We start from the raw sequence: 18,937 nt of genomic DNA, 5'->3' as shown, positions 1-18,937 counted from the left end.
TTGTGGGTTGAATTTATGCCTAATGGTGTTAAGTTACATCATAAATTTACACAAAGCAATTTAACAATTTATCAAAAATGAAGTTAAATTTTGATGGATTGAATTGTTGTTAAATTACATCTTCAAATAAAAATCCTTTGTCAATTCAATGTATTCGGCGGTATATTGATGTCTGGCGGTTTCTATAACTAATTCGTCAATTTCAATAGTTGAAACTTCATTGCGAGTAAAAGCCAGAAGACTGCGTTTGATTTCGGAAGTTGGAGTTCCTTTTACACGGGTAATTTTGATGGGATACAATTCAAATTCATTGGCAAGAGCCAGAAAATTTTCTTCTTCTTTATGGGGAATGATAACAGAGAAAATTCCGTTTTCAGATAGTAGTAAGGCAGCTGCTTCGATTAATTCTTCGAAAGGCATCGCATCCTGAAAACGAGCTAAGTCGCGTTGTTCACTGTTTGATTTGTAATCTTCAGCATAAAAAGGCGGATTGGAAACAATTAAATCATACTCATCTTCAGGTTCTTCAACAAATTCGTCTAAACCGGCGTGAAAACAAAATAGTCGATCTCCCCAGGGTGAGTTTTCGAAATTTTCTACGGCTTGTTCGTAAGCGTCTTCATCAATTTCAAGAGCGTCAATTTGTTCGGCATGACTTCTTTGTGCTAACATCAAAGCAATAATTCCGGTTCCCGCGCCAATGTCCAAAATACTAAACGGGTTGTGGTTTATGGGAGTCCAGGATCCTAGCAAAACACCGTCAGTGCCTACTTTCATAGCGCATCGGTCTTGATGAATTGAGAATTGTTTGAACTGGAACAACTTGATTTCAGATTGTAGATTAACGTTCCGATAGCTATCGGAATTGATTTTAGGTTTTTTAGCGACTGAACACTAATAACTGAATACTAACCACTGGATTAAAGATACATCTCCACTAATCCCTCAGGTAAATCCATGATGATTTTTTTGTTTTCCCTGTCAACTTTGACTAAAAAATGGTCAATTATTGGGATTAGGATTTCGGCTCCGTCTTTTGTTACTTCAAAAAGAGCCTGTGCAGTGGTGTCGTTAACGGATTGTATTTCTCCAACGTATCCTAGTCTTTTGTCTTCGATTTCAAAACCAATGACTTCGTGGAAATAGAATTTGTTTCCGCTAAGTTTAGGTAGCATTTTTAAAGGAAGATAAATGTCGCTGCCAATAAGGTTGTCAGCATCAGCTTCGGTATTGATGTCTTCAAAAAGGACTCTTAGGAAATCGTTTTTGTGTAATGAGCTGTTTTCAATAAAAAAAGGAATCAAGTGTTTGTTTTGTTCAACAAACACTGATTCCAGATTTTCGTATAACTCAGGTTCATCCGTATCTAAATAGATAAGAACTTCTCCTTTAAAACTAAATTTTTTGGCGATTTTGCCTAAATAGAAACAATCTTCTTTACGCATCTTCGCTGTTAAAATTATGCTTGAGTTTCTTCGTTGTTTTCTTCTGCAACTGGAGCTTCTTCTTCAGTTTCAGTTGTAGCTTCTTCAGCTTGAGCAGCAGCAATTGCATCAGCTTCAGCCTGAGCAGCAGCAGCGATACGTTTGGCGTTTACTTCTTGTTCAGCTTTCAAAGCTTTAGCTTTAGCATCAGCTTGTGCTTTAGATAAACCATCTTTTTTAGCATCAACTTTACCAGCTTTAGCTTCTAACCAAGCAGCTAATTTTGCATCAGCTTGTTCTTGAGTTAAGGCTCCTTTACGAACTCCTCCGTCAAGGTGGTGTTTCAATAAAGCTCCTTTGTAAGAAAGAATTGCTTTAGCAGTATCAGTTGGTTGAGCACCATTGTGTAACCATTTAACTGCGCTATCAAGGTTTAAGTCGATAGTTGCCGGGTTAGTATTAGGATTGTAAGTACCGATTTTTTCTAAGTATCTACCATCTCTTTTTGAGCGTGCATCTGCAGCTACTACCCAGTAAAAAGGTTTTCCTTTTTTACCGTGTCTTTGTAATCTAATTTTTACTGACATAATCTTTATGATTAAATTTTGAGGTACTCGACCTCGATTAATTAAGGATGCAAAGATACATTATTTTTTTATACCACAAGTGTAAATTTACTATTTTGATATGTAATTGTTTAGTAGGTTTTTTGGAGTCTTTTTTTGGCGATTAAATAGATGATTTTAGTATTAAAAGTTTATTTTTGTTTGTAAAATTTTTATTTATGAAAAAACATTTGCTGTTTTTGATGGTGTTGTTTTCTTTGTTTTCGTGTGAGGAAGACGTCAGATTTAATAATCCTTCTTTTCAGGGAACTAAGGATAATGAATCTTGGAGAGCTGTTCAGGCTATTGCTACGGTGAACTCAGGTGGTTCATTGGTTATAGAGGCATATACTGCAACTGAAGTTGTAACTTTAAAAACAAATTCGGCTTTGGTAGGTACCTATTATATTGGTACTACACCAACTACTACTGCTTCTTATGTTTTTACAGATCCTTTAACTAAAGAAACGTTGGATTTTTCTTCCGGTTTCAATGTTGGTGATGGTCAAATTGTTATTACGGAATACGATGTGGCAGGAAAGACTGTTTCGGGCACATTCAAATTTAATATTGTCAATACTTTTGATAATCCTCTGGCTGGTCCTACTTTGAATTTTCAACACGGAGTTTTTTACAAGATTCCGGTTATTGTGCAATAATGCGGAGTTAACTCGCTTCGTTATTTTTTAAAGTTTTCTATATTAATTGTAGTCTGCTTTAGTTTAATATTTCCAAATACAATATAAATAAGCTTATTTATAGTTGGTTATAGAAAAATAAGATTACATTTGTGACTGTTATTTAAATAAGTATATATGAATATTTTTGTTGGAAGCCTTCCATTCAGTATTGAGGAAGCAGATTTAAGAGAGTCTTTTGAGGCTTATGGAGCAGTTGACTCTGTTAAAATTATTACTGATAAATTTACAGGAAGAAGTAAAGGATTCGGTTTTGTTGAGATGCCTGTTGATGCTGAAGCTCAAAAAGCAATTGACGAATTGAACGGTGCGACTGTTCAGGGACGTACAATTGTAGTTAACAAATCAGAGCCAAAACCTGAAGGTGAAAGAAGAAGTTACAACAACAACCGTGGAGGAGATTCTCGCGGAGGTTACAGTAACAACCGTGGTGGTGACCGTGGAAACAGAGGAGGATATTAATATTTTTTTTCTTTATATAAAAACTGCCCGAAAAGTAATTTTCGGGCAGTTTTTTTTTATAATAATGTTGTGATTATTTATTCTTTACAAAAGATAAAAAGGCACGCAGATTTTGCAGATTTGAGCCGAAAAAGTATTCAGTAATCTGAGGGAATCTGCAAAATCTGTGTGAAAATCTACTATTTCGAACGCGAAAGGATTTGCAATGTCTAAATGCTTGTTACAGAAAGTTGTCGTTCTTTTGACTTTTATGTATATTCTTATACTTTATGCGGCATGTAAAATTCTACTTTTTCACATTTCGGACAAACGTATAAATCGAATTTTTCTCTGTTAACAAAAGCCTCCAATAAATTTCCAAAAAAACCAACCTTTGCACCTTCGTGAAATTTGTATTCCCCTGAAAATATTAAAGGAATTTTGCATCTTAAACATTCTATTTCTCTGTTGTCTTTTGTAGTTGCTTTGAATTCAATAATCTTGTTTTCAGTCATGCTATAATTACAATTCCAGCATAAATCCCAATTATCTTCAATTTCTGATTTGCAGTTCGGACAAGTTTTCATGTTTTTTTTAATTATTCTGTATTTACAATTGGCTCTAACTTGTATATAACTTCCACAAAGTAGCGATTATACACCTAAATTTAGGTAGATTGTCGCTATAAATAGTTATTTCGCTAAATTAAATAAAAAATATTTTTCTTACAAAATAAAAAAGCACAGCTTACACTGTGCTTTTAAAAATATTTTCTAAAAAACGTTTTAAGGAACCAATTTAATATTCGGTTTTGGGGCTGGTTTCATTCCTGTTCCCATATAAAAACTGGTATGTGGCGGCTGGTTGTAGCCTACGTTTTGCCAGGCAATTGCCAGTCGGTATTGCGAATCGTGCATTAGGGTGTATTGTCTTATTGTGGTTGGAATCGTAGTAGAATAAATACGCAGTTCGCTATTGTCTTCACTTCTTAAAATGAGTTCTTCTCTCCAGTCGCCTAAAATGTCGGCAGAAAGGGCAGGAGTGGATTTGGTTCCATTGTTAGATCGCGCGCCATCTGCTGTAAACAGTCGGCCTTTTCCGTATTTGTCAATATAATTGGAATTCAGGATTTCTCTTGAAGCATCACCATCCCAGTAAATTAAGAAATTAATTGATTTTGGAGCTTCACCAATTTTATTTCCTTTGATATCATATAAACCACGTGAGCCTGACCACCACATTTGAGCGCCCACTCTTGTTGGGTCGATATTATCAGCAACACCTCTTCCTATGTCCTGATCGTCCATGGCGGTATATAATACTTTTCCATTGGTCGCCGAAAACAGTGCTACTCCAGGACCTTTGGTGCCTTCTTCGATTTCATGTACACCAAAAACTTCCTGACCAGGGATTTCAGGATCTAAATCGCTTACATGAAGTGCGTCTCCATGTCTGAAACCTGTGGTGTATAATCCCTTTCCATCGTTGTCCACAACCATGGAACCAAAAACAATTTCGTCTTTTCCGTCATTATCGACATCGGCAACTGAGAGTCCGTGATTTCCCATTCCTGAAAAAGGATTGTTCCCATCTTTGGTATCAAAAACCCATTTTGAGCTTAGCTGTTTATTTTTAAAATCCCAGGCAGCCATAACAATGCGGCCATAATAACCTCTACACATCACCACACTTGGATGCACTCCGTCAAGGTAGGCAATGCAAGCAGTAAAACGATCGACTCTGTTTCCAGTTCTGTCATTTTTTCCATTTCCGCCTTTTCCTCCCCATTTTCCAATGTCGCCTCTTTCAGGAATATAAGGAACCGTGTTGACTATTTTTCCCGTTTTACCATCAAAAACAGTCAGGTATTCAGGACCTTGTAAAATTTTACCAAAAGTGGGTGAATTTTTATTCAAATCTCGCCAGTCTTTTGATGCGTCTCCCACAACATTATTGGCACTATCGGTAGTTCCATCGGCGGTTTTACAAACCAATTCGGCTATTCCATCTCCGTCTAAATCATACACCATAAACTGGGTGTAATGCGCTCCTTCACGGATGTTTTTACCCAAATTGATTTCCCATAAAAAAGTACCATCTAAAGTATAAGCTTGAAAAACAGGAGGGTCAGTTAATCCTGTAAAAGAATTGTCTTTTCCAATTCCGGTCATGTGAACAATCAATTCATAACGTCCATCGCCATCTAAATCTGCTGTTGAAGCATCGTTTGGCGTGTAGCCTTGTTTGGCTTTTATTGGTATGGATAAATAATTTTTATCGGGACTATTGGCTGCAATAGTAAAACTCCCTTTTGCCTCTTTTTCGACTCCGCTTAAAACCGTTTTTACAAACCAGCTGTTTTCTTCGCCTGGATTGGCTTTTTCATCAATTAGATTGGTTGCTCCGCTAATGGGTTTGTCGTTGACAAGAATAGCTTTATTGTTTCCGCTTTTTCGATATACATTGAAAGCTAAATTATCAGCATCGGTGCCTAAAACGCGCCAGCTAATATAAAAATGACTTTTTTCTTTTACTGCAATCAATCCTCTGTCGAGCGATTCCATTTGCCTTTGGCTGAATAATAAAGAACAGGATAGTTGAAAAGTCAGTAGTATTAAAAGTTTTTTATTCCAGGTATTTTTCATGTGTTGGTTGGTTTGGTTATAAAGATGCTTTTAGTTATCAATTTTTATACCATTAGACTGTAAAAAAGTGAAGATGTTTAACGTGTTAGGGGCTTTTTTGTTAAAAAAGTATAAGACTGCTCAAATTAATAGTTTTAATAATTTTCTTTTTTGCTTGATCAAAAAAGAAACAAAAAAATCAAGTCTTACGCTTCCTCGTCGGTCAAATTAGTTTTCGAACGCTAAAAGAAAAGAACTCGCTTCGCTCAGACAGCTTTTCTTTTTACGCATTCTTCAAACATTTGACACTCGACTGCGGCAGCTAAGGACGGTAGAATCTCATAAGCAAAAAAGATTTGGTTACAATTGACATTTACTTTTTATAAAAAAAAATCCTGAGAATTAAAAACTCTCAGGATTTAGCTTATTAAAACATTTTTTCAAGACCTTCCCATCTTACATTCCATTTCCCATCTTTTGGGAAACCCGGATTCTTTTCGGTAGTGCCATCCCATCCTGCACACATCATGGCCACGGCAGTAAGCACTCCTCCATTTCCGGGTAAATAAATAGGCAAACGACCTTCCTGATAGTTATGTCCGTTTACTAAATAGGTATTGGTTTGTACATTCATGAACAAGGCGTCAACCGCTTTATCAGGCATTTCTAAACGGGCTGCTGTCATCGCTGTCATTGGGAAATCCCAACCCCAGGTTTCTTTCCATGACCAGGTTTTCCAAATCAAATCGAAGGTGTTTTTCATGATAGTTTTGTCCAGTAAAGTCGTTTCAGGCAACATACCATAAGTTCCAAAAACCGAAGGATGATCGGTTTTGTATTCCGGATTGGTGTAAGAATCGGTAGCGCTTTCGGTAGCTAAATATACATTTTCCTGAACAGGCAATTTTGATAATTGAGTTACCACGTCTTTCCATTTGGCAACTTCCGGTTCGCCAACGCGTTTTTTCCATTCTAAAGCAGTGTTTAATGCCCAATTCCAATAAGCCAATTCGTAAGTAGGATTGAAAGTTTCGTCGGCTTTGAAACGTTCCTGCGCCGGAATTACTCCAGGCCCTAGAATGTATCTTTTTTTCTCATTGTCGTAATAAGCAAAAGAAGCCATAAAATCGGCAGTAGCAAAAACGCGTTTTTTGTATAAATCCAAAGTCGCTTTGTCTTTATGATTGCGATACATTAATTCAGCATAAGTAATGAAATGCGGCTGTTGCCAAATTAATAATGCTCCAATTGAAGAAGGCGCTTCATTACCATCCGGGTCGGTCATTTTTTGCCATCTTACTCCATCATATCCCTGTCTTACGGCAATTTTTTTAGCATTATCATAAACTTTGTTGTACCAAGGCAGACTTTTTTCTAAAAGTGCAGCTCTTCCCCAAAGCGGATAATGAACCCCATGCCACCAGTGCATTTCTAAGTGTGGTTTTCCGTACCAGCTGTTATAGGTTAATCCGGTTTCCTGTGGCGGTTCGTTTCCGGCACATTGCAATTTAGTTAGATATTGTGATAAAATAACTCTGCGTTCCAATTCGAAAGCACGGCTGTCGGTACATTTTGAAAAATCAACGGCAGCTCCGCTTTTCCAGAATTTTTCCCAGCCATTAATACTGCTGGATTGGATTGCCGCCACATCAGGAGTTTGCATTTTTCCTTTGTATGCCGGAGCAAACTCGCAACTGAATTCAAATTGCTTGTCTTTTGGAGTAACAATATAATAATGCGCTTCTTTTTGAGCAATAGCAGCGTTTCCTTTCCATTTTAGACCAATGTTATAGGTAATCGAATCCATTTTATGCTTGATAATGGCTTCGTTTTTCCCGTTGTTTGAAAGTGTACTGGTATAAGCTAAATCGGCTTTCCACAGGTTTCCGTTGTCTCCCCATTTCATTGTTGGGAACGGAATGCGCAGACGGATTTTCAATTGTCCTTTTTTTATTAAATCGGAAGCTACTTTTACTCCAATAGCATCTTTTTCCTGATGCGAAGCTGTCCAGACTTTTACCGGACTTCCTTCAAAAGTAAAGGAACTTTCAATTTCTCCGGTCCAGACATTGAGTGTTTGTTTGATGTTCTTAATATCCGATGGTTGCCCTAAGGTTCCATCTTTTTTATAGAATTCAAATCCTAAATTTCCCAGTTGCAATCGATGTGCATTGGCACGAAAATATTCTACAGCATTTTTAACCTGTTCTGTGGATTTTTGTTGAACAGAATAAGAAACCTGTCTTCCGTTTTGCTGGAAATTTTTTAAGCTTTCTTCAAATTTATAATTTTCAGTATTCGGAACAGCGTCCCATCCCCATTCCGACTGGGTTCCCAGTGGTACTCCTGCCTGATAATAATCAGGAAAAGTTTGTAAACCTGTAGCGTCAACCGTGAAGGCGAAAGTTCCGTTTCCAACAGATAAAGAGCCCAAAGTGTCAATTTTTGTGATATTGACATTGTGCCTTGTTACCAATGCTTTTCGGTCTATTTTTTCCTGTGCTTTTGCTGTGGTTAAAAGCAAACACAATGAGACTGCGATGAATACTTTCTTCATAAAATTATAATTTTTGATTGATTTTAAAAATAAAGGCTGAAGCCGTTTCGTACTTTCCACCCTGCGAGGCAGTAAAAAGATAGGTCGGTTCCCCTTTTTGAAATAATAATTGCGGACGTTCCACTCTGCCGTAACGGTTTAAATGTTTTGGGGCAGATGGTTGTGTAATATATTTGCTGAGTTCCTGATAGCCAATTTGTGGTTTTGACCAATTTTTGCCGTCTTTGGATTCCATATACAATCCTTTGTTAATTCCGAAAACGCCCATGTCACGGGCTAGCATTTTGAATTTTCTGTCTTCGTACCAAACGTAGGCGTCTTCACATTGCTGGTTGTTTCCCATATTGTGAAAATCAACAACCGGATTGCCTTTGTATTTGATATAAGGTCCTTCTAACGATTTGGCTATAGCCAAGCCATATTTTCGATTTCCTTTAATCTCAAATTTTGGATGAACATAACCTTCTGTATCCAATGATTTGTAGTAAAGCCAATATTCGCCATTATGTTTTATAAAAGAAGGATTAGTGGTCAATAAATCGTCCCAATCGCCTTCTTTTCCCGGAAGCAATAAAGGTTCGTCGGGTCTTTTCCAGGGACCATAAAGAGAATCTGCAGTTGCTAATCCAATGCGTTTGCTATCCATTTTTCCATTCGAATTACCTAAAAAGAATAAGGCATATTTCCCATCAACATAATGAATGCTCGGGTTGTGACAGGTGGTGGCATCCCAAAAACCGGGACCACGAGGTGAAAGTACCGTACTCACATACTCATAGGGTCCTTCGGGTTTATCGGCAACGGCATGAGCAATTTCGGAACTATTGATCCAGCCGCCCATTCCTTTGGCTTTTGGCCAACGGGAAAAAAACACATGGATTTTTCCATCCGGTCCTTCTGTCGGGCTGTTGCACCACACATAATAATCTTCAAATTCCAAAGCGCGACCAACAGGAGTCAGGCTTTTTTCGAAGTCGGAAAGTTTGGGTTGCTCATCGATAGCCAAAAAATCATGAGCATGCACAGGAAGCATGGCTGCTAATGAAGCCAGAAATGTGGTGCTGATAAATTCTTTTCTATTCATTTTATTCGCGGTTCAACGTTAAACTCATAATCCCAATGACAACTTCATTGGCAATGGCTTTGATTTCTAAGCTTTTCAGGTTTTTATTTTTATCCAATGGAATATCAATAATTGTTCCGGCTCCGCCTTCCACTCCAAAATCACTGAAACCTTTTATTGATTTAAAATAATTAAAGTCTCTGCTAATCGTTCCCGTTTTTAGATAGACTCTTGGCGGTTTTTGAGCATTGGTGGTAAAAGCATAGCCGTCGGTATAATAATCCTGTTCTATAGGCCACCAATTTTCCGGATTTTTCAGTTCCAGTTTCTCGCTGCTGCCGTCGGTGTAAGTTACAATTATTTCGCCATTGGTAAAACGGCTTTGCATTGGGTTAGTGGTTCCTGCCATCATCAAATAAGCGTGAGAAGCTTTTCCCGAAAGGGGAATGGCAACTGATTTAGGGAAATTATCCCATTGCGAAACAAAAGCAATGTTTTTTTGTTCAGAATTAGATGGAGTTGCAAATGGAACTCCTAGTGGACTGATAATTTGATTGTTCGTTCCTGCTTTTGCTCTTAATCCAGAGTCATCAATTATAGGTTTTATAAGTGGATAGCACCAGTTTCCAATGCCTTGTGTCGGAATTTGAAGACTTGGGGATTGTGCTCTTGGACTCAGGTATTTGTTTTCGAAAACATTCGTGACTTTATCATTGAAAATACCATCCAGTTTTACGGTTTCCCAGTTTGTTTTTGAATTGGATTGAATGTCCCAGTTGGTGAGATTTAATTTTGTTTTGGAACCATCTTCAGCAGTTATTTCAACAGTATTTGTTCCTGAAACTAATTGTGTCAAAGGAATTTCGATATTGTTCTCTGAATTGGCTTTCAGGCTGATTTTAGTGCTGTTTGCTTTTTGATTCGAAATAAGTAATCCATTTACCGATTTAGACAGATTGTTTTTGATTGTCACAACTGTATTTTCTCCTTTTATCGAATTGGAAACAATTTCAAATTTTGGAGTGATTTTAATGTCAATTGCCTGCCACCAAATCATTTCTTTTTGTTTCAGTTTTACAAAGAAAGATTTATTGCCTAATCCATTTGCTACAGCATTGATTTCGTTATTGCTTACTACAGCGTTTACCAATGCGTTTTGGGTACCTTTTATTTCTAAAATTGTGGCTTTATTGGTTGTGATTTTGATGTTTTCGCCTTCGCAAATGGTGGAAACCGCTGTTGGCTGTTCCAAAAGGGCATCGCTCCAAACGACTTCCACTTTATAGGAATTGGCATACGGATTTTCGATACTGATTTTTGGACTTCCAACAGTTCCATCAATCATTTTCCATGGCACTTCTTTACCGTTTACGGTCACTTTACTGATGCTTTCATGTGTGGCATTCACTAATAATTGCAAATTCATTTTGGTAGCAAAATGAGGCGTAATTTGGTAAACGTCGGTGTTTTTTGTTCTTTCGAAAGCAAAAGCCACATCAGGAATTTCAAGCGAAGCATTATTCCATGATTTTGGTAATCCGGGCTGAATCGTTAAAGTATTTTTAAGCGCATCTGGCTGGATTCCGAAAAGTCCTTCTACTAAAGTTCTGCCAGCCATCCCTACCGGGTCGGCAAAATCGCGATACAATTCGCCACGAATTGCATCCTGAAACAACAATTGTTCAAAACCACCCGGCGAAGCACCCAGATACATGCTTTCGATTAAGCCACTTTCCCAAAGTTGGTAGGCTTTTTCAGCTTGTCCTCCCTGCCAGTAAGCCAATGAGGTGTGCAAAATTTCTGCCAGAGCCACATTGTTCAGCGACCAGGTGTAAGGCTGCCAGTTGGTTGTGGATATCAGTTCCAAATTGTTTTTGTCCAGACCTTCGGCAGCAACCGGGATATGCGGGATTTCGGTATCTACATAGTGCAGGGCTTGGTAGGCTTGAAACGGATTGGCAATTTCACTGTCTAAGGCGTGATAAATAGTCCAGATTGCAGGAGTGTCATGGGTAAGTTGGTTACCCAGAAGATCTTTATATTCCGCAAAAGTACCTTTGTTGTTCTTCCATAATTTTCCCTGAATTGCCTGATGAATGTGAGCGGCTTCTTTGGTGTAAGGAGCGCTGTCTTCGCCTGCAATTTTTGCTAATTCAGCTGCCATTTTATTGGCATAATAATTATATGCCGATGTATGAGTCACACCTCCGCCGCTATATTGCAGCGCATCACTTGCCCAAATAGCTGCGTAAGCATCATACAATCCGTCGCCATCAACATCGTAATTTCTTTTTTCCCAGGCCAGGTGTCTTTTGATAACAGGCCACATTTTTTTCAGAAAATCAATATCTCCCGTCCATTTAAAATGACGAATTAATTGGTCTATAAAAACCAAATTCATATCATAATGATGCGCTATTTTGTTGTTGTTAGGATTGCGGCTGATGTAACCACTACTAAACATTGAAGTGCCCATTTTTTCCAGTTGGCGAGCAAAATTTCTTGTAGTATCCGGAACAACCGGACCTGATTCTGGTTCGATTACCTGAGAGTTTCCATAGCTTTCAAAATGGGTTTTGGCTCTGTCATGCCAGCCCAACGGATCGGCAACATAGGCACCACGCCAAGCGTTTAAGTACATGCGCCAGGCCACAGCTCCATGCAAATAAGCGGGATTTTCCCAGATGGCATCGGCAGCCATAGCAAGTGCGCCGCCCAATGTATTGATGTAAGGATCGGGTGTGTTTATTTTGATTCGGTTAGCTAAAAGCTGACTTTGAGCAATGGCTTTTTTGAATTTTTCAGCTACTGCTTTTTGAGTGCTATTTTCAATTTTAGCAGTGTTTTCGAACAACCAATAATTTCCTTCTTTCGAAAATTGGTTCAGTTGTCCAACAATCATTGGAACCGAATCTGCTTTCGAATTATAATTTTCTAAAGGTGTTTTTAGGAAATTGGCACTAGCCAAATGTACTTTCGAATCCGGAAAAACAGCGTTGATTAACTGAGTATTTTCGGTTGCTTTTTTATTGCTCGCTGAACCATAAGAAACACTAAAATTGTTTTTATTAATCTGGTATTGATTGTTAATGCAATATTCCGGTTGTAGATAAAACACCGATTCAGGATCGCCGCCAATATCACCATTTCGGGAGAATTTTTTACCACTGGCACCACCATAAGCCCAGATGAGCGAAGTGTTTTTAGGGATGTTATTTCCAATAACTTTCAGGATAAAACCATCACTATCCGCCAGAGCGACAATTTGAATGGTTAAAGTTGCATTGGCAAGTAAAGCATCTTTTATTTCATACTCGACCGTTCCGGGAGTGTATTTGGTGTTTATTTTATCGGCTTCGGTGATCCATTTGCTGTTTTTTCCATTGACTAAACCCAATTTGAAATTCCCTCCCATACCCGGCATGTACATAGCAAATTCAGGCAAATCACCGGCTTCGACTCTAAAAGCAGTGTTGGTTCCGTACAAGGCACGGTTGAATTTTCGGGTTCCGTTTTGTAGAACAAAACTTTTGCCTTCAGGTGTATAATGGATTTTTCGCTTTTCTCCATGCCATAGTTTTTGACTTTGAGCAGTCAAATTAGGTATAGCTAGAGAAAGACAGATAAGAGAAATGGGAACTTTAAATTTCATTGTATTCTTTGGTATCAAATAAAGTTTAAAACGATGTGCTTTTAGTACATCTTTCACTTTAGCTTTTAAAATTTTATACCGCAAATTCGCAAATTATTCTAAATTACCACTATTTTTAAAATTTGCGAATTTGCGGTAAATATCGTTAATCCAATTTTGCAGCTTTAGAAAAATCTACATTCTTTGAATTTTCAATTTTTAGTGTCGAATTATCTAAAGCATTAATCGTTACATTGTCTAAAATCCAATTGCTGCTGTAATTGATATTTCCTGCAGTTTCGGCTGTAATATGGACATTTTTAAGAGTGATGTTTTCTACAATAGACTCTTTTAATCCCGCTACCGAAATGGCTTTTTTAGCTCCTTTGATGTCGATATTTTTCAGATAAATATTTCTGAAAGCAGGAATACCTTTGGAGGCGGGTTCTACTTTAGTTAGCATTTTTTTCCAGTGTGGAGGTAAGCTTTCTTCGGTGTAGCCAGCCGGAAGTTTGGAGTAGCTATAAGCCGGATTCCAGTTCATCGAAATAGTGATAAAAGTCCCTACGCTTTCCATTTTGATGTTTTCCATATAAACATCTTCTACAGTTCCGCCACGGTTTGTCGCCGATTTTATGTTGAGTCCGTTTTTAGTACCAAAACCCTGAATATTGGAAGCATAAACGTGGCGAATACTTCCCGAAGTTTCGCTTCCCAGAGTAAATAAACCAGCTCCCTGACGGGCAATGCAATTGCGTACCACCACATATTCGGTTGGTTTGTTTACACGCAATCCGTCCCAATCACGACCTGCTTTCAGACAGAAATTATCATCGTTACAATCGATATCGCAGTTTTGTACCAATATCCATCTTGACGAATCGATATCCACTCCGTCGGTACTTGGGCCATGCCCGCCGATGTTGTTTCTTATTTTGATGCCATCAACGGTAATGTATTCCGAGTACAAAACCTGTACGGTCCAGAATCCCGCTCTTTGGATGTTTAGATCTTTAAGAAAAACGTTTTTAGAGTTTGTGATTAAGATGGTTCTTGGACGTTTGGCATCATAATCCACAATCCATCGCAAGTCTTTGGCTTCGTATTCCTTGCGTAAATTCCAATAGTAATCCCAGTGCACTTTTCCCTGACCATCGATAATGCCTTCGCCATCAATAGTTACATTTTTTTGATCTAGTACGTTGATTAGAGCAGCAGGCCATTTCATTTCAATTCCGGCAACACGGGTATCAATTTCCAGATAATCGGCAATGTTTTCACTGCCTAAAATAGTGACGTCTTTTGGAACAGAAAAATGAACTCCTTCTTTAATAAATAAGGAACCTGTTAGGTAATTTCCGGGTTTGAAAGTCAGTGTTCCGCCGCCATTTTTACTGCATTCGTCTATGGCTTTTTGAATGTTTTTAGTCGAAAGTGTTTTGCCATCATTTATCGCTCCAAAATCGTTCGCGTAATAGGTTTTAGCTTTAAAAGTATTTTTTTTAGCACCCACTTTATTAATCCATTCCGGTTCAAAATTAGTGGAACGATTGGTTGTTTGTGCTGTTCCTTTGCAGGAAAAAAGCAAAATAAACAGGGAGCTTAAAATGACTTGGTATTGTTTCATTACGATTGATTTTATATCCGAAAATCTTTATTTTATATCGAAATGGTATCCTGTACTTGCCTGATTTTAGATTAAAATCCTGTAAATGGATAAAAAAGAAATAGTTTTGGATAATTTAGCTTTTAATTTTCCGAAAACGTTATAGTTTTTTCGGGTTTATTCTCCTCCTAAATTGACCTCTTTAGCGTCCTTGTTGAATTGTTCTTCCAGCTTATTTTTTAAATTTTCGGCTAGTTTTTCATGTTGCTGCAATACATTTTGTTTTTCTTCAGGATCTTTTTCGATATTAAACAGTTCGAAAACAGTTGGTGTATTTTTATGTCTGGTGCGGATTAATTTCCATGGTTTTTCGGTAATGCTTTCCTGTAAATGGCCACGAATGTAGATGGATTGATTTGGGATAGAATCATTAGAAACAATTGACTTCCAAATGTTTTTTCCTTCTACTGTTGCCGGAATGGATTTGGCTCCTGCCAATGTTAAAATAGTTGGCATAAAATCGTTTACAGAAATGTAATTTTTGTTTAAAGAAGCATTGATTTTGTTTTTCCAATAGATGATGCCGGGAACTCTTACCGCGCCTTCGTAGTTACTAGTTTTCCAGTCGCGTAAAGGATAATTGCTTCCTAAAACGTCATTGGCTGCATGTCTTCCTTTGTATTGGTTTCCCGGAATCCATTTGTCCATAGCGCCATTATCACTCATGAAAATTACAACGGTATTTTGGTCTAAATGCTGTTGTTTTAAAAATTTTAGTACTTGCCCGATGCTGTAATCCAGATGCGACATCGCAGCGGCATAGTCTCTTCGGGAATTATTTTTAATGGTTTTTAAATAGGGTTTTTTCCATTTGTCTTCTTCCTGCAAAGGAAAATGCGGAGCGCTGTAACTCAGTTGGATATAGAAGTTTTTGGAAGGATCTCTTTTAGTTTTAAGCCACATTAAAGCTTCGTTTTCAATCAGGTCAGTTACATGACCTTTTTCAGTTATGAATTCGCCATTTCGATGCCAACTTGGATCTCCGTTTTTGTATTCATGACTGTATTGGTCAATTTGCCCGTGTAAAAAACCATAAGAATAATCAAAACCGTAGGCTTTAGGGCCGCTGGATGGATTTAAACCTAAATGCCATTTGCCAAATAAAGCTGTTTGGTAATTTTGCTGATGTAAGGCTTGTGGCAAAGTAGTTACATCGTTAGGCAGACTTAAATTGCTTTTATCACTTATTGGAGCTACAATTCCCATACGGCTTGAAGGTCTTCCGGTAAAAAAACTCGCTCTGGACGGTGAACAGGTAGGAGCAGCGTACAAACGATTGAGTTGAGAACCATTTTTGGCAAGCCAGTCGATATTGGGCGTATGGATTTCCGAACCATTATAGCCTACATCATTCCAGCCTGCATCATCAGCAACAATAACCACAAAATTGGGTGTAATAGCAGGGTTTGTTTTTTTTTCAGTTGATTGACCAAAAGTTGCAATCCATAAAAATAATACGGCTATGCTGCTGATGAAATGGCTGTTCATGAATGAAGTGAGTTTTTAAAAAATTATTTAGATGCTTTTAATTGTAAAGAACTGTCGTTGATTTCAAATTGGTTGTTTTTCAGCATTAAAATGATTTCAGCTCCTGCTAAAATTACAGGACCGTAACCATGAGCTGCAAAAACATTAATTGGGCGATAGTAGTAAAAGGCTGGGTCAAATCCCATTCCGGTTCCCACACAGGTTCCTTCCACTTCTCCTTTGTCATTGACTTTTGTGGCTACGGCATTCCATGCCAATAATGCAGCAGGAGCATAAGCCGCTTTGTCAATATAACCTCTGTTAATAGCGCGGGTGATGGAATAAGCATAAATAGCAGTGGCTGATGTTTCTAAATAGGTGTCGTTACGGTCAATTAACTGATGCCAGAAACCTGTTCCGTCTTGATAAGCAACCAGCCCTTTGATATGTGCTCTTAATTGGTTTGAAACCATATTGTATCCCGGATGGTCTTTTGGTAAAACTTCTAATAGTTCCACCATAGTCATTACTGCCCAGCCATTGGCGCGAGCCCAATGAAATTGCGGATTTTCTTCCATTGATTGTACCCAGCCATGCATGTATAAGTTTTTTTGGCTGTTGTACATACGATCTGAGAATTGTTTGACCTGTTTTACGGCATCGTCATAATATTTAACATCCCCTGTTAGTTTCCCCATTTGTGCCAAAGCAGGAACTGACATGAATAAGTCATCCAGCCATAAAGTATTAGGTTGCGGTCTGTTTCTTGCTAAAGTTCCATCCGTTAAACGAAATTCCTTGTTACTGATGTAGTCCATGAAATGGTCAATTAATGGTCTCAGGTCGGTTTTTGATCCTGCTCTTTGTGCTTTAATCATCGAAGCGGTAACGGCTCCACCATCGTCCAAAGCGTGTGGCATTAAGAAACCGTGTACCGGAGAAGGAAATTTACTGTTTTTAGCAAGCTCTTTTTTGTAATAAGGAGCAATGTCGGCGATTAGTTTTAATCGTTTGTTAGTGTAGTCGGCATATTTTTGATCTCCTGTAGCCTCAGTTGCTAAAAGCATTCCGGCATAAGTAACCCCCCATTCATAGCTGGTTAATCTAAAAGTTCCGGGAGCAAATACGGTGTTTTCGTCCAGTTTTTTTAAATCGGTAACTTCCTGTTTGGTTTTGCTGTTGATGAGACCTGCAGGAGTTGTTTTTTCTAAAAAAGCATATACTTTATCAATAGTAGCTTTGATTTCCTGAGCTGATTTAGCTCCATAAGGAGTTGGGTAATCGGGTTGCAAAAGATGCAAAGGTGCTGTAACATCGTTAGCAGGTTGTTGTGCGCTTACAATTGTTGGGATTCCCATTAGGACTGCCGCAACTCCGATTTTAATTCCGGTTGTGAATGGTTTGGTTTTCATTTTGGTTTGGTATTATATTAATGGTTTGTTAGTATGTTTTTATTTGACAGCAACATCCCAAACTTTGGAAAGTTGAGAGATGCCTTTTGGACCTTGAATCTTTAAAATTACAACATATTTTCCGGCTTCTTTATATTGATGAATTGGATTTTGTTCAGTTGAAGTTGTTCCATCACCAAAATCCCAATTCCAGGAGGTAATTTCACCCTCAGATTCATCAACGAAAGCCACTTCTCTTTTTGCCATATTTACAACTTTAAAAGACCATTTGGCATCGATTTCTTTTTTGTATTGCTTTTCCAAAGGCATCAGTTTAAAAGGCAAAGAGTAAGAAGCATTTCCATACATTTTATGTTCTTTCGATAGGTTCCAAAAGCCGTTGTTTTCGGTTTTGTTTACATCATCATAATCGATAATTGCCCAGCAAAGACCGATGTTTTTGTTTTCTTCCAAGATGGATTCTACAGCCCTTGAAGGATTATTTCCTGCATAATCAAAAGGAGTAATCCAGAATTCCAATGTCAATTTTCCACCCTGTCCTGGTTTGAAATCATATTTGTAAGACGCATTCGCATAAGGCAGATTTTTAATCCAGGGCTGACTTCCCCAAACCATAGTCCAGTCTTTTTCTACAGCGGGAGTGAAGATATGATAGTTTTGTGCGTGAACTCCGTGATACGAAAAATAAGCATCCATTGTGTTGGTCAGATTTGGATTGGGATGAAAACGGTCAATAAACGGACCGCCTGATTGGTCGGCATCAACTATCAATTCAAAAGTATCGTTGTGTAATCCCGGCAATGAAAAATCCCAATAATCATCATAGGCTTCATAAAGAAAATACAAACGATTCAATCCTTTTACCCAGCCTATTTTTACACTAACAGCCAGATTTTTTGGATCGGCTTTGGGTTGTTTTCCGCTGTCGTCCCATAATTGATCCATTCCCACGATGTAATTTTCAGGAACTATTTTCCAATCTTCGCTATTTCCGTCAATCGTAGGGATTTTATTGGCAGGAAATTGAAAAATCTGAAAACTTCTATTGTCTTGTGCATTAGTTTGTGAAGTTATGAGTGCCATTAATACTAAAGGCAAGCCGTATTTTGCTTTTGTCTTAAGATTGAAAAAGGATTTGATTCTAAAAAGCATTGGATAAAGGTTATTTGTTCTGAATGACTAAGTTAAAAAAGCCCCAACAAAAGTTAGGGCTCAAAACTAAAAACTCACTCTGAAACTAAACTAAAAACTAATTATATTGATCCCCAAAAGGATTGAATTGCTCTATGGATAATTTTATTCAAGCAAACTTTGGCTTTTTATAAAATTAAAAAAATAAACCCAATTCA

General features: G+C 37.9%; 14 protein-coding genes. 2 read left to right on the top strand and 12 right to left on the bottom strand.

The window, feature by feature from the left end; translation table 11 throughout:
- Nucleotides 1-114 precede the first annotated feature (114 nt).
- From IEV84_RS01410 to IEV84_RS01400, 3 genes are all read right to left on the bottom strand, one after another.
- Nucleotides 115-822 carry a tRNA1(Val) (adenine(37)-N6)-methyltransferase gene (locus IEV84_RS01410; RefSeq protein ID WP_188491698.1) on the bottom strand — a complete coding sequence of 236 codons (708 nt, stop codon included), beginning with the start codon at nt 820-822 and terminating at the stop codon, nt 115-117.
- Between the two features lie 98 nt (nt 823-920).
- Entirely contained in the window at nt 921-1,445 is a 525-nt protein-coding gene (gene rimM, locus IEV84_RS01405; RefSeq protein WP_188491696.1) for a ribosome maturation factor RimM, read from the bottom strand.
- Nucleotides 1,446-1,459: 14 nt separating this feature from the next.
- Complete coding sequence (locus IEV84_RS01400) at nt 1,460-2,011, bottom strand: 30S ribosomal protein S16 (RefSeq protein WP_188491694.1); 552 nt, start codon at nt 2,009-2,011, stop codon at nt 1,460-1,462.
- Nucleotides 2,012-2,208: 197 nt separating this feature from the next.
- On the opposite strand from IEV84_RS01400, the gene IEV84_RS01395 reads away from it, so the two are divergent.
- Both IEV84_RS01395 and rbp read left to right on the top strand, forming a co-directional pair.
- Nucleotides 2,209-2,688 carry a DUF6252 domain-containing protein gene (locus tag IEV84_RS01395; protein WP_188491692.1) on the top strand — a complete coding sequence of 160 codons (480 nt, stop codon included), beginning with the start codon at nt 2,209-2,211 and terminating at the stop codon, nt 2,686-2,688.
- Nucleotides 2,689-2,844: 156 nt separating this feature from the next.
- A complete protein-coding gene (gene rbp, locus IEV84_RS01390; RefSeq protein ID WP_071184049.1) occupies nt 2,845-3,189 on the top strand; it encodes an RNA-binding regulator in 345 nt (114 codons plus the stop codon).
- A gap of 260 nt (nt 3,190-3,449) precedes the next feature.
- Here rbp and IEV84_RS01385 read toward each other — a convergent pair whose 3' ends face one another.
- The 9 genes from IEV84_RS01385 to IEV84_RS01345 form a co-directional block, all read right to left on the bottom strand.
- Nucleotides 3,450-3,755: a hypothetical protein gene (locus tag IEV84_RS01385; protein ID WP_188491690.1), complete on the bottom strand. Its 306-nt coding sequence runs from the start codon at nt 3,753-3,755 to the stop codon at nt 3,450-3,452.
- 198 nt (nt 3,756-3,953) lie between these two features.
- A complete protein-coding gene (locus IEV84_RS01380) occupies nt 3,954-5,813 on the bottom strand; it encodes a rhamnogalacturonan lyase (RefSeq protein WP_188491688.1) in 1,860 nt (619 codons plus the stop codon).
- Between the two features lie 406 nt (nt 5,814-6,219).
- Nucleotides 6,220-8,349, bottom strand: a complete 2,130-nt coding sequence (locus tag IEV84_RS01375; RefSeq protein ID WP_188491686.1) for a hypothetical protein — start codon at nt 8,347-8,349, stop codon at nt 6,220-6,222.
- A gap of 4 nt (nt 8,350-8,353) precedes the next feature.
- Nucleotides 8,354-9,433 carry a glycoside hydrolase family protein gene (locus IEV84_RS01370; RefSeq protein WP_188491684.1) on the bottom strand — a complete coding sequence of 360 codons (1,080 nt, stop codon included), beginning with the start codon at nt 9,431-9,433 and terminating at the stop codon, nt 8,354-8,356.
- A 1-nt stretch (nt 9,434) separates the two neighbouring features.
- Nucleotides 9,435-13,064, bottom strand: a complete 3,630-nt coding sequence (locus IEV84_RS01365; RefSeq protein WP_188491682.1) for a DUF4450 domain-containing protein — start codon at nt 13,062-13,064, stop codon at nt 9,435-9,437.
- A 145-nt stretch (nt 13,065-13,209) separates the two neighbouring features.
- A complete protein-coding gene (locus IEV84_RS01360) occupies nt 13,210-14,670 on the bottom strand; it encodes a glycoside hydrolase family 28 protein (RefSeq protein WP_188491681.1) in 1,461 nt (486 codons plus the stop codon).
- A 156-nt stretch (nt 14,671-14,826) separates the two neighbouring features.
- A complete protein-coding gene (locus IEV84_RS01355) occupies nt 14,827-16,197 on the bottom strand; it encodes a sulfatase-like hydrolase/transferase (protein WP_188491679.1) in 1,371 nt (456 codons plus the stop codon).
- Between the two features lie 23 nt (nt 16,198-16,220).
- Nucleotides 16,221-17,588 (bottom strand): glycoside hydrolase family 88/105 protein, encoded by a 1,368-nt coding sequence (locus IEV84_RS01350; RefSeq protein ID WP_229732566.1) that lies wholly within the window; start codon nt 17,586-17,588, stop codon nt 16,221-16,223.
- A 39-nt stretch (nt 17,589-17,627) separates the two neighbouring features.
- Nucleotides 17,628-18,740, bottom strand: a complete 1,113-nt coding sequence (locus tag IEV84_RS01345; RefSeq protein WP_229732565.1) for a PKD domain-containing protein — start codon at nt 18,738-18,740, stop codon at nt 17,628-17,630.
- Nucleotides 18,741-18,937 lie beyond the last annotated feature (197 nt).

Origin of the sequence: Flavobacterium palustre, assembly GCF_014639535.1 — a bacterium.
Taxonomy (GTDB): domain Bacteria; phylum Bacteroidota; class Bacteroidia; order Flavobacteriales; family Flavobacteriaceae; genus Flavobacterium; species Flavobacterium palustre.
This window is presented reverse-complemented; position numbering and strand designations above follow the sequence as displayed.

What these genes read in the sequence shown, in the direction of transcription:
- rimM (WP_188491696.1), bottom strand. Translation starts at nt 1,445, where the DNA reads ATGCGTAAAGAAGATTGTTTCTATTTAGGCAAAATCGCCAAAAAATTT.
- IEV84_RS01400 (WP_188491694.1), bottom strand. Translation starts at nt 2,011, where the DNA reads ATGTCAGTAAAAATTAGATTACAAAGACACGGTAAAAAAGGAAAACCT.
- IEV84_RS01395 (WP_188491692.1), top strand. Translation starts at nt 2,209, where the DNA reads ATGAAAAAACATTTGCTGTTTTTGATGGTGTTGTTTTCTTTGTTTTCG.
- rbp (WP_071184049.1), top strand. Translation starts at nt 2,845, where the DNA reads ATGAATATTTTTGTTGGAAGCCTTCCATTCAGTATTGAGGAAGCAGAT.
- IEV84_RS01385 (WP_188491690.1), bottom strand. Translation starts at nt 3,755, where the DNA reads ATGAAAACTTGTCCGAACTGCAAATCAGAAATTGAAGATAATTGGGAT.
- IEV84_RS01380 (WP_188491688.1), bottom strand. Translation starts at nt 5,813, where the DNA reads ATGAAAAATACCTGGAATAAAAAACTTTTAATACTACTGACTTTTCAA.
- IEV84_RS01375 (WP_188491686.1), bottom strand. Translation starts at nt 8,349, where the DNA reads ATGAAGAAAGTATTCATCGCAGTCTCATTGTGTTTGCTTTTAACCACA.
- IEV84_RS01370 (WP_188491684.1), bottom strand. Translation starts at nt 9,433, where the DNA reads ATGAATAGAAAAGAATTTATCAGCACCACATTTCTGGCTTCATTAGCA.
- IEV84_RS01365 (WP_188491682.1), bottom strand. Translation starts at nt 13,064, where the DNA reads ATGAAATTTAAAGTTCCCATTTCTCTTATCTGTCTTTCTCTAGCTATA.
- IEV84_RS01360 (WP_188491681.1), bottom strand. Translation starts at nt 14,670, where the DNA reads ATGAAACAATACCAAGTCATTTTAAGCTCCCTGTTTATTTTGCTTTTT.
- IEV84_RS01355 (WP_188491679.1), bottom strand. Translation starts at nt 16,197, where the DNA reads ATGAACAGCCATTTCATCAGCAGCATAGCCGTATTATTTTTATGGATT.
- IEV84_RS01350 (WP_229732566.1), bottom strand. Translation starts at nt 17,588, where the DNA reads ATGAAAACCAAACCATTCACAACCGGAATTAAAATCGGAGTTGCGGCA.
- IEV84_RS01345 (WP_229732565.1), bottom strand. Translation starts at nt 18,740, where the DNA reads ATGCTTTTTAGAATCAAATCCTTTTTCAATCTTAAGACAAAAGCAAAA.